Annotated in this window: 16 protein-coding genes; 6 read left to right on the top strand and 10 right to left on the bottom strand. The window is 71.3% G+C overall.

Annotation, left to right across the window (positions count from 1 at the left end; genetic code table 11):
- Positions 1 to 99 precede the first annotated feature (99 nt).
- Entirely contained in the window at positions 100 to 912 is an 813-nt protein-coding gene (locus ABD327_RS33935; RefSeq protein ID WP_344457051.1) for an SAM-dependent methyltransferase, read from the bottom strand.
- Positions 913 to 1,164: 252 nt separating this feature from the next.
- On the opposite strand from ABD327_RS33935, the gene ABD327_RS33930 reads away from it, so the two are divergent.
- Positions 1,165 to 1,518: a YidH family protein gene (locus tag ABD327_RS33930; protein ID WP_344457049.1), complete on the top strand. Its 354-nt coding sequence runs from the start codon at positions 1,165 to 1,167 to the stop codon at positions 1,516 to 1,518.
- The gene (locus ABD327_RS33925) at positions 1,515 to 1,853 is read left to right on the top strand and encodes a DUF202 domain-containing protein (RefSeq protein ID WP_344457047.1); all 339 of its coding nucleotides are present in this window, start codon (positions 1,515 to 1,517) and stop codon (positions 1,851 to 1,853) included. Before ABD327_RS33930 ends, ABD327_RS33925 begins: the two co-directional genes overlap by 4 nt.
- Positions 1,854 to 2,070: 217 nt before the next feature.
- On the opposite strand, the gene ABD327_RS33920 is transcribed toward ABD327_RS33925, so the two are convergent.
- From ABD327_RS33920 to ABD327_RS33905, 4 genes are all read right to left on the bottom strand, one after another.
- Positions 2,071 to 3,432 carry a cytochrome P450 gene (locus tag ABD327_RS33920; RefSeq protein ID WP_344457045.1) on the bottom strand — a complete coding sequence of 454 codons (1,362 nt, stop codon included), beginning with the start codon at positions 3,430 to 3,432 and terminating at the stop codon, positions 2,071 to 2,073.
- Between the two features lie 12 nt (positions 3,433 to 3,444).
- Complete coding sequence (locus ABD327_RS33915) at positions 3,445 to 3,636, bottom strand: ferredoxin (protein WP_344457043.1); 192 nt, start codon at positions 3,634 to 3,636, stop codon at positions 3,445 to 3,447.
- Positions 3,637 to 3,744: 108 nt separating this feature from the next.
- Positions 3,745 to 4,410: a response regulator gene (locus ABD327_RS33910; RefSeq protein WP_344457041.1), complete on the bottom strand. Its 666-nt coding sequence runs from the start codon at positions 4,408 to 4,410 to the stop codon at positions 3,745 to 3,747.
- Positions 4,407 to 5,495 carry a sensor histidine kinase gene (locus tag ABD327_RS33905; RefSeq protein WP_344457039.1) on the bottom strand — a complete coding sequence of 363 codons (1,089 nt, stop codon included), beginning with the start codon at positions 5,493 to 5,495 and terminating at the stop codon, positions 4,407 to 4,409. The genes ABD327_RS33910 and ABD327_RS33905 overlap by 4 nt, the downstream gene beginning before the upstream one ends.
- A 320-nt stretch (positions 5,496 to 5,815) precedes the next feature.
- On the opposite strand from ABD327_RS33905, the gene ABD327_RS33900 reads away from it, so the two are divergent.
- From ABD327_RS33900 to ABD327_RS33890, 3 genes are read left to right on the top strand one after another with little or no spacing between them, the layout of a single operon-like run.
- Positions 5,816 to 6,217: a DUF427 domain-containing protein gene (locus ABD327_RS33900; protein ID WP_344457037.1), complete on the top strand. Its 402-nt coding sequence runs from the start codon at positions 5,816 to 5,818 to the stop codon at positions 6,215 to 6,217.
- The gene (locus tag ABD327_RS33895; RefSeq protein ID WP_344457035.1) at positions 6,214 to 7,068 is read left to right on the top strand and encodes an acyl-CoA thioesterase; all 855 of its coding nucleotides are present in this window, start codon (positions 6,214 to 6,216) and stop codon (positions 7,066 to 7,068) included. Before ABD327_RS33900 ends, ABD327_RS33895 begins: the two co-directional genes overlap by 4 nt.
- A gap of 33 nt (positions 7,069 to 7,101) precedes the next feature.
- A complete protein-coding gene (locus ABD327_RS33890) occupies positions 7,102 to 8,049 on the top strand; it encodes a LysR family transcriptional regulator (protein WP_344457033.1) in 948 nt (315 codons plus the stop codon).
- Between the two features lie 57 nt (positions 8,050 to 8,106).
- Here the strand turns inward: ABD327_RS33890 and ABD327_RS33885 are convergent, their stop codons facing one another.
- Positions 8,107 to 8,979 (bottom strand): LysR family transcriptional regulator, encoded by an 873-nt coding sequence (locus tag ABD327_RS33885; RefSeq protein ID WP_344457031.1) that lies wholly within the window; start codon positions 8,977 to 8,979, stop codon positions 8,107 to 8,109.
- Positions 8,980 to 9,074: 95 nt separating this feature from the next.
- On the opposite strand from ABD327_RS33885, the gene ABD327_RS33880 reads away from it, so the two are divergent.
- Positions 9,075 to 10,184, top strand: a complete 1,110-nt coding sequence (locus ABD327_RS33880) for an FUSC family protein (protein ID WP_344457029.1) — start codon at positions 9,075 to 9,077, stop codon at positions 10,182 to 10,184.
- A 167-nt stretch (positions 10,185 to 10,351) separates the two neighbouring features.
- Here ABD327_RS33880 and ABD327_RS33875 read toward each other — a convergent pair whose 3' ends face one another.
- From ABD327_RS33875 to ABD327_RS33860, 4 genes are all read right to left on the bottom strand, one after another.
- Positions 10,352 to 10,942 carry a dihydrofolate reductase family protein gene (locus tag ABD327_RS33875; protein WP_344457026.1) on the bottom strand — a complete coding sequence of 197 codons (591 nt, stop codon included), beginning with the start codon at positions 10,940 to 10,942 and terminating at the stop codon, positions 10,352 to 10,354.
- Positions 10,943 to 10,971: 29 nt separating this feature from the next.
- Positions 10,972 to 11,703, bottom strand: coding sequence for an SRPBCC family protein (locus ABD327_RS33870; RefSeq protein ID WP_344457024.1), 732 nt, complete (start codon positions 11,701 to 11,703; stop codon positions 10,972 to 10,974).
- The gene (locus ABD327_RS33865; protein WP_344457022.1) at positions 11,700 to 12,287 is read right to left on the bottom strand and encodes an ArsR/SmtB family transcription factor; all 588 of its coding nucleotides are present in this window, start codon (positions 12,285 to 12,287) and stop codon (positions 11,700 to 11,702) included. The genes ABD327_RS33870 and ABD327_RS33865 overlap by 4 nt, the downstream gene beginning before the upstream one ends.
- 105 nt (positions 12,288 to 12,392) lie before the next feature.
- Complete coding sequence (locus ABD327_RS33860) at positions 12,393 to 13,229, bottom strand: helix-turn-helix domain-containing protein (protein ID WP_344457020.1); 837 nt, start codon at positions 13,227 to 13,229, stop codon at positions 12,393 to 12,395.
- Positions 13,230 to 13,240 lie beyond the last annotated feature (11 nt).

Here is a 13,240-nt window from a genome sequence, read left to right as displayed (position 1 = left end):
AAAAGACACCTCGTGCTCCGCCGTGCCCCTCAGCGCACCGACGAGTCACGAGGCTCGCCGCATCCGAGCACCCGGGGCGGCAGAACCCGCAGGAACCCGTCAGGGTTTTCTGGCCAGGGCGCAGGTGGCGTCGACCGGGGCGGGCGGGCCTGACGGGGAGGGCTCGGGACGCCATTGGGAGGTGGAGACGACGCCGGGTTCGAGGAGTTCCAGACCGTCGAGGAAACGGGCGACCTCTGTGGGGGTACGGGCCGCGTAGGGGCTGGAACCCTGTTCCACGGCGATCCGGATCCCCTCCTCGCGGCCTGCCCTGTCCAGTGCTCCGGTGCCGTCGTTGAAGGCGACGAGGCTTCCGGCGGGCAGCGCGTCGACCAGGTGGCGGACGATCGCGGCGGCCTCCTCGTCGTCGATCACGTTTCCCATGATCCCGAAGAGGATCAGGGCGATCGGGCGGGTGAAGTCGAGGGTCTCCTTCGCCGCCTCGATGACGCGGGCCGGGTTCCGGACGTCGCAGTCGACGTAGGCCGTCCGGCCTTCCGGGCGGCCGGCGAGCAGGGTGTGGGCGTGCGCGAGCACCATGGGGTCGTGGTCCACGTAGACGACGCGGCAGTCGGGGGCGGACCGCTGGGCGACCTCGTGGGTGTTGTCGCGGGTCGGGAGGCCCGAGCCGACGTCCAGGAACTGGCGGACCCCCTCCTCCACGACGAGGTGGCGCACCATGCGGCCCAGGCAGGCGCGGGACTGGCGGGCGACCTCGCGGATCGCGGGGAACGCCGCGCTGAGCTGGTCGCCGACCTGCCGGTCGACGGGGAAGTTCTCCTCGCCGCCGAGCCAGTAGTTCCACATCCGCGCCGGATGCGGCCGGGTCGTGTCGAGATCCATCCGCAGACCGTCCTCGTCAGTGAATTCCATGATGAAACCGCCGGAGACCAGCTTCGATCATGGACGTGCCGCCCGGCAAGGGGATCTTTCCGTACCCTCGCCCGCCTCCGGCTCCGAGCGTCCGAGCCCTGCGGGCCGACGGCGGGGCGGTAGGCAGCCAATTATTCCTATCGCGGTAATCGGATTACTTATAAATAGTGCGACAGGGCCGATGTCCTGGGCTTTTCACGGCGTGTGTAAAATTGTCTGAGGAAAGCGAAAAGTAACCCGAAAGGCAGATTGGTGAGCTCCACGCACGAGGTGGATCTGCAGGAGCCGGACTACCGTTTCTCGCTCGCCAACGAGCGGACCTTCCTGGCGTACGTGCGCACGGCGCTGGCGATGGAGGCCGGGGCCCTGGCGGTCGTGCAGCTCCTGCCCGACGTGGCGAGCGAGCAGTGGCGACGGGTCGCCGCCGTGGTGCTGGCGGTCCTGGGCCTGGTGGTCGCCGTCTCGGGATACCGGCGGTGGGCGTCGAACCAGCGCGCCATGCGCCGTGGCCGCCCGCTGCCCGACACCTGGCTGATCCCGGTCCTCACCGCCTCGGTCGCCGTCGCCTCCGCCTCCGCCGTGGTCGTCCTGCTGGTGAGCCGGTGACCTCCCGGGCCGAACCCCCCCGCCTCGCCGATCCGGGAGCCCAGCTGGAGCGCACCGCGCTGGCCTGGCAGCGGACGGCACTGCTGATCGCGCTGAACGGGGCGCTGCTCGCCCGGGCGACTCCGGCCCTGGGAGTACGGGCGATCGTCCTCGGCGGCGCCACCGTCGCCGCCGCCACGCTGATCTGGGCGATGGCCTCCCTGAGCTACCGCCGGGGCCGCGGCCGGCCGGCCTCCAGCGTGCTGACCGCGCACGCCCGCGCCACCAAGGCCCTGACCGTCCTCATCGTGGTGATCGCCTCCTTCAACCTCCTCGCCGTCCTGCTCCACCGCTGAGACCCGGCCGGCGACGGCTTTACGGAGACAAAAGCATTCAACGGCATGGAGAGGCGTTTCCGCCGCGCGGGTACGTCCTTTCGGGAACGAACCCGCCCCTGATTTCCGACTGGCGTTTCCAGCTCGGCCGTTCTCCACGGAGAATCTCTTTTATGGACGAGTGGGAAATCCCGTACCGGTGCGGGCCTCCCCCTCGTGGACGCCCGCACCGGTCGTGTCAGATCTTCGCCTTCGACTTCCGCGCTGTGACGGGTTCGGCGAGCCTCTGCTCGTCACAGACCCTCTGGAGCTTCTCGAGGGTCTCCTCCAGGCCCGCGCCCAGCCTGGAGGACGGGGTGAAGGTCGCCGGGAGGAAACGCATTCCGTTGATGACGCCGATCGTCTCGTAGTGCACCGTGCCCTCCGGCTCGCACACGTAGTCGGGCATCCGGTCGAGCACCTGGACGAGCATCCGCTTGAAGACCGTGCGCGCGACGTTCGAACCGATGCAGCGGTGTACGCCCAGGCCGAAGCCGGCGTGCCGGTTGCTCTCGCGGGCCAGGTCGATCTCGTCGGGGTCGGGGAACACCGCCGGATCCCGGTTGGCCATCGACCAGGAGACCCACAGGCGCTCTCCCTCCTTGAAGCGGGTGCCGGCGATCTTGCAGTCGGCGGAGAAGGTGCGGCCGTTGCCCACCACCGGCGCGTAGTAGCGCACGAACTCCTCGGTCGCGGAGTCCAGCAGGCTCTCCCGTTCCCGGATGAGGCGGTCGCGCTCTCCCGGGTTCTCCGAGAACCACTCGAGCGCGTGCGCGGTCAGCGCCGTCGTCGTGTCGAAGCCGCCGCCGATGATCAGGTGCAGCACTCCCAGCAGTTCCTCGTCAGGCGGCGTCTCGCCGTCGATCCTCATATCGGCGACCGCGTTGACCAGGCCCGGCCGGGGATTCGCCTTGATCTCCGCGAACTGCCGGGCGAGATCCCGCCGCATCCGCTCGTGCAGTCGCCCGACCCGCGCGAGGTCGGGTGAGTTCGGCGGCGTGTAGATGACGGCGTGCGCGGGCTCGTTGTAGATGCTCCAGTTCTCGAGCGGGACGCCCATCATGGCCATCGTGAAGACGGCGGGCACGATGTTGGCGAGGTCCTCGACGAAGTCGATCCGACCGTCCTCGATCTTCTCGTCGAGGCATGCCCGCACGATTTCGTCGATCACCGGGATCCAGCGGTCGACCGCCGCCGGGGACAGGTACGGGTTGAGCGCCCGGCGGTAGTAGCGCTGTTCCGGCGGGTCCATCTCCAGGAAGCCGCCCCTGCCGGCCCGGGTCGGCGGGGGGATGGAGATTCCCTTGTACCCCCGGCGCTCGCCCTTCACGTCATGGTCGTTCGAGATGACGTCGGCGGATCGGGCGGCGAGTTCGAAGACCTCGCGGTTTCCCGCGGCCACCCAGTGGCCGCCGTAGGTGTCCGACCAGGCGATGGGGCATCTGGCCTGCATCTCCCGGGTGACCGCCTCGAAATCGCGGCGGTATTCCGGAGTGTGCCGGTCGAAGTCGTACCGGTTCTTCTTCCGCTCGCCGTCCTCGGTGAATTCTTCCGTGCTCACGATGGGCTCCTTTCAGGAAACGGAGATCGCTCGCTCCGGGCAGGATCCGACGGCCTTGTTCGCCTTCGCCTCCTGATCGGCCGGGACCTTCTCCTCGACGGCCGAGGCGTGACCGTCGACATCGTCGAGTTCGAACATTCTCGGAGCGATCATCGAGCAGAGCGTGTGCCCCTGACAGCGCTCCGGATCAACCCGCACCTTCACGGCTTTCTCCCTTGTCGTGGATATGCGCCGATCGTGCCCGGAACCGGGCGTCCGGTCGTCCACCGCCGGGAGACACCCCGACTACGACACGGGGAGTACGGACCGCGCTCACACCGTCCATCCGGGCCGCACCAGCCCGGACTCGTAGGCGAACACGACCAGCTGGACGCGGTCCCGCGCGCCCAGCTTGACCATGGTCCGGCTCACGTGCGTCTTGGCGGTGGCGGGGCTGACCACCAGCCGCCGCGCGATCTCCTCGTTGGTCAGTCCCTCCCCGACCAGGACCAGCACCTCCGTCTCGCGCTCGGTGAGCGCGGCCAGGACGGACGTGCGGTGGGGCTCCTTGGCCCGGACCGCGAACTCCCCGATGAGGCGGCGGGTCACCCCGGGAGACAGGAGCGCGTCCCCTGCCGCGACGACCCGGAGCGCGCGGATCAGCTCGACCGGTTCGGTGTCCTTCACCAGGAAGCCGCTGGCCCCGTTGCGCAGCGCGTCGAAGACGTACTCGTCGAGTTCGAAGGTCGTCAGGATGATGACCTTGACGCCCTCCAGCCCGGACCTGCCCGTGATCATCCGGGTGGCCTCCAGCCCGTCCAGGGCGGGCATGCGGATGTCCATCAGCACGATGTCGGGCCGCAGCCTCTCGGCCAACTCGACCGCCGCTCGGCCGTCGTCCGCCTCGCCGACCACCTCGATACCGTCCTGGGCCTCCAGCAGAGATCTGAATCCGGCGCGTACCAGCGCCTGGTCGTCGGCGACCACCACTTCGATCATCGGGCGCCTCCGGCCAGCGGCAGCCGTGCCCGAACGCGGAAACCGCCGCCGGGCCGCGGTCCGGCCTGGAACTCTCCGTCCAGCGCCAGGGCCCGTTCCCGCATCCCCGGGATACCGCTCCCCTCTCCGCTCAGAGCGGGTGGAGCCGCCCCGTCGTCGTCGATCCGCACGGCCACCGCGGCGTCCTCGTACTCCAGGACGACGTGCACCGACAATCTCCCGGACGCGGGCGTTCCCGCGTGGCGTGCGATGTTGGTCAGCGACTCCTGGATGATGCGGAACACCGCCAGGTCCGTGCCCGCGGGCAGATCGCGGCGCCGGCCGGCCCGCTCCAGAGACACGTGCATCCCCGCGGCGCGGGCGGCCTCCACCAGGTTGTCCAGCCGGGCCAGCCCCGCCGTGGGGACGGTGGGTGCCTGCTCACCTTGGCGGAGCACGTCGATGACCGACCGCATCTCCATCAGCGCTTCCTTGCTGGCGGCCTTGATCGCGGTGAGAGCGGTCCTGGCCTGCTCAGGGTCGTCGTCCAGCAGGTGCAGCGCCACCCCGGCCCGCACATTGATCATGGAGATGTTGTGGGCCAGCACGTCATGGAGTTCCCGCGCGATCCGCAGCCGCTCCTCCCCGGCGACCCGCCGCTGCTGCTCCTTCACGATCCGGCGCGCCTCGACGTCCCGTTCGGCCCGGTTGCGCACCAGTTCCGCCGCGGCGGGGACCATGAACACCCAGGCCAGCAGCCCCCCGTCCAGCGAGAGCGAGGGACGCCGGACCGGGCCCAGGCCCGAGTCGGGCAGGAGGAGGACGGCCGCCAGGTAGCAGCCGACCACGCCGAGGACGGTCAGCCAGGCGGCCCGCCGGTGCCCACCGGACATGGCCGCCACGACCGCCGCGATCAACGCGAGGAAGAACGGCCCCACGGGATAGCCGCACACGTGGTACAGCAGCGTGACGGCGGCCACGGCGACCAGGACCTCCACCGGTCGGCTGCGGCGAGCCGTCAGGATGAGCGGCCCCAGGGCCAGGAGCCCATAGCCGAAGGCGTCGAGGTCCCGGGAGGCGGCCTGGTGGAGCGCGGCGCCGTACATTCCGAACACCTGGCAGGGCAAAAGCGCCAGCGGTACGGCCCAGGCGGGGAGGTCGCTCGGCCTCGGCCACCGCTCCGGAAAGTCAGTGATGGGCGCCACAGCGCTCACCGTAACCGGGCCCGACCGGGGTGTCACGTGGTCCGCGGGGAGTACCGGGCCCTACTCCCGAGGGCGTACGCCCCCTGTGCGGGCACGGGAAGCGGCATGAGGCGATCCGGCCGGCACCGATCCCGGGCGTTGACACCCGTGAACCGTCTCGACGTAGTATGAGAATGCCATTTTCAAAAACGAGAAGGCTATTGAAGTCGGAGGGTCCAGTCATGGGAGTGACGCCTGTGCGGTCCATGTACCGCGAACGGCCGGACTACCGGGTCGACCTGCTCTCCCGGACCAACGTCATGACGGCGTCGGCGGACGGGGTCCTGCTGGCGCGCAGCGACGCCTGTCTGATCGTCGACGAGCAGGACCACGGGCTGGTGGTGTACTTCCCCAGGGACGCGGTCGACTTCTCCCGGCTCGAAGCGATCGGCGATCGCAGCGTCTGCCCCTTCAAGGGGGAAGCCGTCTACTGGCGGGTGGCGGGCGGCGACGGGGACGGCGTCGCCTGGAGTTATCCGGAACCCTTTCCGCAGGTCGCCCGCCTGGCGGGATATGTCGCGTTCGATCAGGAGCGGGTAGACGTGACGATCGGCAAGGGCGTTTTCACCGGGGTGCGGCCGTGAGCGAGTCGACCCTCGAGCGGATGCTCACGATCTTCGACGTGGCGCCGAACGGCCCCGGGCTCTTCACAGGGGAGAGCGACGGCGGGGGACGGCAGGTCGTCGACGGCAGCCAGATTCTCGCGCAGTCGATCGTGGCCGCAGGCAAGGCGTACGCGGATCACACGGTGCGGTCCGTGCACGCGATGTTCGTCTCCGCGGCCCGGCCGGACGAGCGGCTCGACTTCGCCGTCACAGCCGTACGGGCCGGACGCTCGTTCGCCTTCGTCACGGTCACGGCCTCCCAGAGAGGCCAGATCCGCACGACCGCCAACGTGCTGCTGGACCGCCCTCAGCCCGACTTCATCCGGCACGACCGGTGGACCGGGCCGCCCGTGGGCGGGCCGGAGAACGCGCACCCCTCCCCCATGCCCCTGCCGGGCAGGGAACTGCGTCTCGAAGACGTCCGCGATCGCAACGATCCCGACGAGGTCGGACCGCCGGTCCTGGACGCCTGGCTCCACTACGACCCCGTGCCCGAGCGCGACGACCTGCGCCGGGCGCTGCTGGCGCATTTCACCGGCCATCTCTCCATCTCCGCCACGATGCGGCCGCATCCCGGGGTCGGCACCTCCCAGGCGCATGAGACGCTCTCGACCGCGCCCCTCGCCATCGCGGTGAACTTCCACGAACCCGTCCGGTGGGACGGCTGGATCCGCTACCACCACGAGAGCACCTACGCCGGGGCGGGGATGAGCCACGTCCGCGGCCAGGTGTTCACGGAGGACGGGCGCCTGATCGCCTCGTTCACGCAGGACGCCATGATCCGGGCCTTCGCGTCCGAACCGTCGATGCCGGTCGAATCCCGGCTGTAGAACCGCGCCACCCACCCTGAGTAAGGTGCGCTCATGAGGCTTCGGCAGCTGGAGTACGTGATCGCCGTGGCCGACGAGGGGTCGTTCACGGAGGCCGCGCGGTCGGTGCGGGTGTCGCAGCCCGCGCTATCGCACCAGGTGAAGGCGCTCGAGCTCGAGCTGGGGAACGCGCTCTTCGAGCGGCTGCCCGGCGAGGTGCGGCCGACCGGGCACGGAGAACGGTTCCTGCCCCACGCGCGGGCGGCCGTCGCCTCCGCGCGGGCCGCCGCGGAGGCGGCGCGGGCCGCGGCGCGGCTGGAGGGCGGGGAGCTGAGGGTGGCGGCCCTGCACTCGATGGCCATGGGCATCGTGCCTCCCGCGATCGGGGCGTGGCGGCGCGCCCACCCCGCCGTGCACGTCGAGCTGACCGAGTTCTCCCATATGGACCTGCTGGCCGAGGCGATGGAGCGCGGAGAGGCCGACATCGCCGTCGGGACGGAGCCGTACGGCTGGGCGGGGCCGCGGCACGCGCTGGGCGAGGAGGAGCTGCTGGTCGTGCTGCCGGTGGACGATCCGCTGATCGAACGGTACCGGCGGGACGGGATTCCGCTGGGGGCCCTCGCCGACCGGCCCTGGGTGCTGTACGCCTCGGACTTCGGGCTGGCGCCCCTGGTCGCGCGGGCCTGCGCGGACGCCGGGTTCGCGCCCCGGGCCGCGGCGCGGGTGCACCACACCGCGACCGCCGTCGAACTCGCCGCCGCCGGGCTCGGCCCGGCCCTGGTGCCCGGCGACGTGATCGTGCCGCGCTATTCCGGGTGCGCGCTGAGGCCCGCCGTCCCGATCCGGCGGCGGCTCATGGCGTTCACCCGCCCCGATCCCCCGCCCTCCGCGCTCGTCTTCACCGGCCTGCTCGCCGAGCACGCCGCGCCCGGCGCTCGAGCCACGGACCTCCGGCACGGCAGGACCGCGACAGAACCCGACGAAAGCGGCTCATCCAGCTGAACCGGCGGACGGCACCTGCCGCACGATCCGGCACGCGTTCGCGGCGTCCATCACCGCTCAGCCCGCGGGCGTCCAGCGGCGCAGAGCGGTGATGAAACCCGACACCGCGGGCGAGGGAGGGCCCGCCAGATAGGCGGCCAGCATCCGGCGGATGGGAGGACCCGGGCGCAGGACCGTCACCGGCAGGCCCGGCTCCAGGACGCTCTCGGGGATCAGGGCGGGCCCCAGACCCGCCGCCGCGAGCTGCAGGGCGGTCGCGGCGTGCCGGGTGCGGACCGCCGCGCGGGGCGTGAACCCGGCCTTCGCGCAGGCCTGGACGACGAGCGGGGCCAGCGCGTTGCGCTCGTCGTACAGCACCCAGGGACGGTCGGAGAGCTCACGCAGGTCGAGGGAGACGCGGCCCTCCACCGCGAGCGGGTCGCCCTCGGGGAGCACCAGCACGAGGTTCTCCTCGCCGAGCTCGTACACCGGGCCGTCCCAGCGGCCGGGCATCGGACCCACTCCCAGGTCGGCCGAGCCCGCCGCCACGTGGTTCTCCAGGTCGCCGCTCGAGACGAACTCGGAGACCTCCACCTCGGCTCCGGGCTCGGACGCCAGCCACGCCCGGACCGCCGGAGGCACGATCCCCAGGGCGAGCGAGTACATGGTCCCCACCCGCAGCAGCACCGGGCTCTCGGCTCCGGCTCCGGCGCGGCGGGCGCTCCGCGCGCTGCGCAGCGCGGCCTCGGCGTGGGGCAGGTACTCCCGTCCCATCGGGGTGAGCAGGATCCGGCCCGACGTCCGCTCCAGCAGCGGCGCCCCCACCTCCCCCTCCAGGACGCGGATCTGGTGGGACAGCGTCGGCTGGGTGACCCCGAGCCGCTGGGCGGCCGCGGTGAACGACCCCTCCTCCACTACCGCGACGAGGTACTCCATCTGCCGGAAGCTCATCCGGCCATCCTAGGCCGGGGGGCATACATGACTTCTATGGGAAGAGGTCAAATCGTGTCTTTGACGAATAGCCTAGGCCGGACCATCTTTGAACCATGACAGCCCTCGCCGACAGCCTCCAGGCCCGCACCGGACGGTTGCGCACCATGGCGCTGCCGATCGTCCAGTGCGCGTTCGCCGCGGCGCTCGCCTGGATCGTCGCCACGCAGGTCCTCGGCCACGCGCGCCCCTTCTTCGCGCCCATCGCCGTGGTGCTGTGCATCGGCGTGGGGCTCGGCCGCAGGTGGCGCCGGGTCCTGGAGCTCGTCGCCGGGGTCGGCGTCGGCGTGGGCGTGGGAGATCTGCTGGTCTCGGTGATCGGCAGCGGCCCCTGGCAGATCGCCCTCGTCGTCGCCCTCGCGATGACGGTCTCGGTGCTGCTCGACGGCGGCACGCTGACCTCCCTGCAGGCCGGCTCCTCCGCCGTCCTGGTGGCCACGCTGCTCCCGCCCGGGGACGGCGCCGGACTCGACCGGATGGTCGACGCGCTCTCCGGCGGGCTGATCGGCCTGGCCGCGATCGCCCTCCTGCCGGCCAACCCGTCCGGGCTGGCCGCCAAGCACGTCCAGGGACTCCTGGAGGAACTGTCCACCGCCCTGGAGACGGCCGCCACCGCGCTGCGCGACCGCGACCTCTCCCGCGCGGCCACCGCTCTGGAACGCGCCCGAGGCTCCCAGGGCACCGTCGACGGCTACCAGAACGCCCTCCAGACGGCTCGCGAGATCACCTCGCTGTCCCCGCTGCACCGCCGCGACCGGCTCGACGCCTACCTCACCGCCGCCGAGCCCCTCGACCACGCCCTGCGCAACACCCGCGTCCTCCTCCGCCACACCGCCGCCGTGATCGAGAAGAACGAGCCCGCCCCCGCCCTCCTCTCCGAAGGGATGGAGGAGCTCGCCCGCTCGGTGACCCGCCTGCGCGAGGAGCTCTCCGCGAGGCAGGACCCCGCCCTCACCCGCAAGGCCCTCCGCCGGGCCGCCGCCCGCCTCGACCCCGCCGTCCTCCCGCCGCTCGGCTTCTCCGCCCACGTCGTCCTCGCCCAGCTCCGCTCCCTCGCCGTCGACCTCCTGGAGGCCACCGGCGCCTCCCACGCCCAGGCCCTGTCCCTCCTCCCCCGATCCCGGACGGGCCACGACACCCCTTCCGGCCACGACCAGGCAGCCTGACCTGCGTCCGGGACCCGGAAGCACCGAATCTCACCGAGGGTGATCCGTGCTTTCGAGAACCCGTCCGCCATGAGCGATGCGAGCCCCGAAGGCGTCGCGGAACAGCCGTCCGCCGGAACAGGGGCGGTGATCCGATGCGGATCGCCGCCCCTGTTCCGTGTCGCCGGTTACGGCTTGGCCGGCTGGTAGGTGCAGACGTTCACGCCCGTGGGGCTGGTGACGGTGGAGACGAGTTTGAGGACGTGCTTCGCGCCGTCGGTGGGGAAGATGGACTTTCCGCCGCCGAGGAGGATCGGCTCGATGATGAGGCGGAGCTCGTCCACGAGGCCCTCGTGCAGGAGGGTGCGGGCGAGGGTGGGGCTGCCCATGACGACGAGGTCGCCGCCGTCGGCGTCGTGCAGCTCACGGATGCGGTCGAGTGCCCCGGCCGAGGGGACGAGCGTGGTGTTCCAGGCCATGTCGGACTCGGACAGGGTGCCGGAGACGACGTACTTGGGGATGGCGTTGATGTGGTCGGCGAAGGGGTCGCCGGCGCGCTCGGGCCAGGCCTGGGCCATCACCTGCCAGGTGCGGCGGCCGTACAGGAGGGCCTCGGCCCCGTTGAGGGCGGAGTCGAAGGCTCCGCCGACGATCTCCGGGTCGAAGAACTCGTGGGACCAGCCGCCGTGGGCGAAGCCGCCGTCGGTGTCCTCCTGGGGGCCGCCGGGGGCCTGCACGACGCCGTCCAGGCTGATGAACTCGATGATGACGATACGCATGGGTCTCTCCTTCGAAGTCGTGCTGCGGGTCAGGCGAAGTGCTCGGCGGTCCAGGCGTCCCAGGCGGCCTGCTCGTCGCGGCCCGCGAAGTTCTGGTGGCCCATGACGAGGGCGTCGCCCCGGTCGGTGCCGGAGTGGATGAAGCGGTACAGGCCCTCGGCGGTGCGGACGCCCAGGTTGACGGGCAGGTTGGCGTAGTAGACGACGCCGGGTGTGCCGTCGGGGAGCCGGACGTCGTCGCCCTCCGCCACGTCGGGGGTCGTGCCGAGCGCCTCGGTGACGCTCTTCCAGAGCGTGTCGGGGCCGCCGACGCCGGGGCGGAAGGCCGTGGTGACGGACGGGGCACGGCCCGCGAAGTGCTGGAGGTACTGCCTGAGGGTCTCCAGGTAGATGGGCCAGCCGGCCTTCATCGCCTCGAACTCGGTCTCCCAGTCGTCGCCGAGCATGCCGCTCTGGACGATCCGCAGGACGGTCGTGCCGCCTCCGCGTCCCTCGACGAGGTACTCCATCGCCATGAACCGGCCGTCGGGGGCCTCTTCGCTGCGGGTCTCCAGGCGGGAACCCGGCTCGTAGGCGGTGATCTCCGCCTGCTCGGTGTGGCCGAGCATCGTGAGGGAGGCGGGACCTCCGGCGGACGTGCCGAGCTCGGTGCGGCCCATGAACCAGGAGTCGACGCCCGGGCCGGTCGCGATCGCGTCCCAGACCTGCTCGGGGGTGGCGGCGAGCTCGATCTCCTGGCTCAGCTCGAACGGGTGGGTCATCGGTTCTCCTTGACACTCGGGTGGATCGCGACGACGACGCGGTGGTCGCGGCCCTTCTCGGCGGACTCGTCGTGGTACTTGGACACCAGGGCCGTGACGGCCCCGGCCAGTTCTTCCGCGAACGCGGCGCGGTCGGCGGCCGAGGCGAAACGCACCTCGCCGTCGATCGCGAAGGTCGCGACGCGCTTGCGGGCCTTCTCGGCCCCGATGATGAGCGCCCCGACGTCGCGGACCGTCCGGGCCGCGACGGCCAGCAGCCAGCTCGCCGACAGCCTGTCGGGGGAACGGTCCGGATCGGGGGCGACCGAGGCCAGCGCCGTCGGGGAGATCACGTAGGACGCCCCGGTGGCCCGCATGATGCGCTCGTTGACGTTGCCCTTGCGCCGTTCCTCGACCATTTCGACGAGGCCGTGCGCTTCGAGCGTCTTGAGGTGGTAGTTGACCTTCTGCCGGGGCAGTCCCACCTTGGCGGCGAGCATGGCCGCGGAGCCGGGCTCGCCCAGTTCGGCCAGCAGCCGGGCCCTGATGGGGTCCAGCGAGACCTCGGCCGCGGCCGGATCTTCGATCACCACTACTTCCTGCATGCCTCCAAGCTAGGGCCGACAAATTTTTTTGTCAAGGAGAAATTCATTGTCGGCGCTGGGCGTGGCGGTCCCGTCGACACGGGCCGTAGGCCCTCGCGGAGGAGGTCAGGCCAGGTCGGCCAGGAGGTCGAGCAGGTGGAAGCGGCTGCGGTCCGGCGCCAGCGCGGACCTCTCCTCGATGAACTCCCAGGTCCCGGTGAGGTCCGTGGGGCAGAAATCGGTGCCGAGGGCGGTGTGGGAGAGGCCGAGGCGGTCCCCCACCCCGGGGAATTCCAGCAGGTCGAAGGGGTGGGCACGCAGCTCGTAGAAGGCCGCCCGCTTCGGGATGACGCGGACGACGGTGTCCGGGTCGGCGCCCAGGTCCAGCAGGTGGCGGAGCTGCGCCGCCATGACGTCCGGCTCGACGTGGAGGGTCAGGGCGCGCTCGTCGACGATGACGTCCAGGACGCGGGGCCGCCCGGCGGCGCGGTAGGTCTGGCGGTGGTGGAGGAGGTCCCATTCCTCGTCGACGTCGAGGTCCGGGTGGATCTCGGGTTCCAGGCGGCGGAAGTACGTCTCGCAGCGGGCCAGCGCCGGGACGAGCTGGACGCCGAACGTGCGGACGACGGAGGCCTCGGACTCGGAGATGAGGATGTCGCGGGTCGAGGCCTTCATCCGGGGGGCGTGGCGGGCCAGCCAGGCCGGGCCGTCGGGGCGGGACGCCAGGTCGATCATGATGTCGGCGACCTCGGCCTCCCGGACGTCGTAGCTCGTCAGGATCCGCTCCACCTCCTCCGGAGCGGGGGACGCGAAGCCCGTCTCCACCCGGATCAGCCACTCGACGTCGCAGCGCGCCACGAACGCGGCCTCGTCATAGGTGAGCTCCACGAACTCCCGCGCCCGCTGCAGGTACAGCCCGAGGCGACGGGCGTTGATGTTGGGCGCACGATAGTCGACAGGCATCCCGACCTCCC

The sequence above is a fragment of the Actinocorallia aurantiaca genome, assembly GCF_039533685.1.
In the GTDB taxonomy this organism is placed as follows: Bacteria; Actinomycetota; Actinomycetes; order Streptosporangiales; family Streptosporangiaceae; genus Actinocorallia; species Actinocorallia aurantiaca.
Note: the sequence above shows the minus strand (reverse complement) of the source record. Positions and strands in the feature narration are given on the sequence as shown.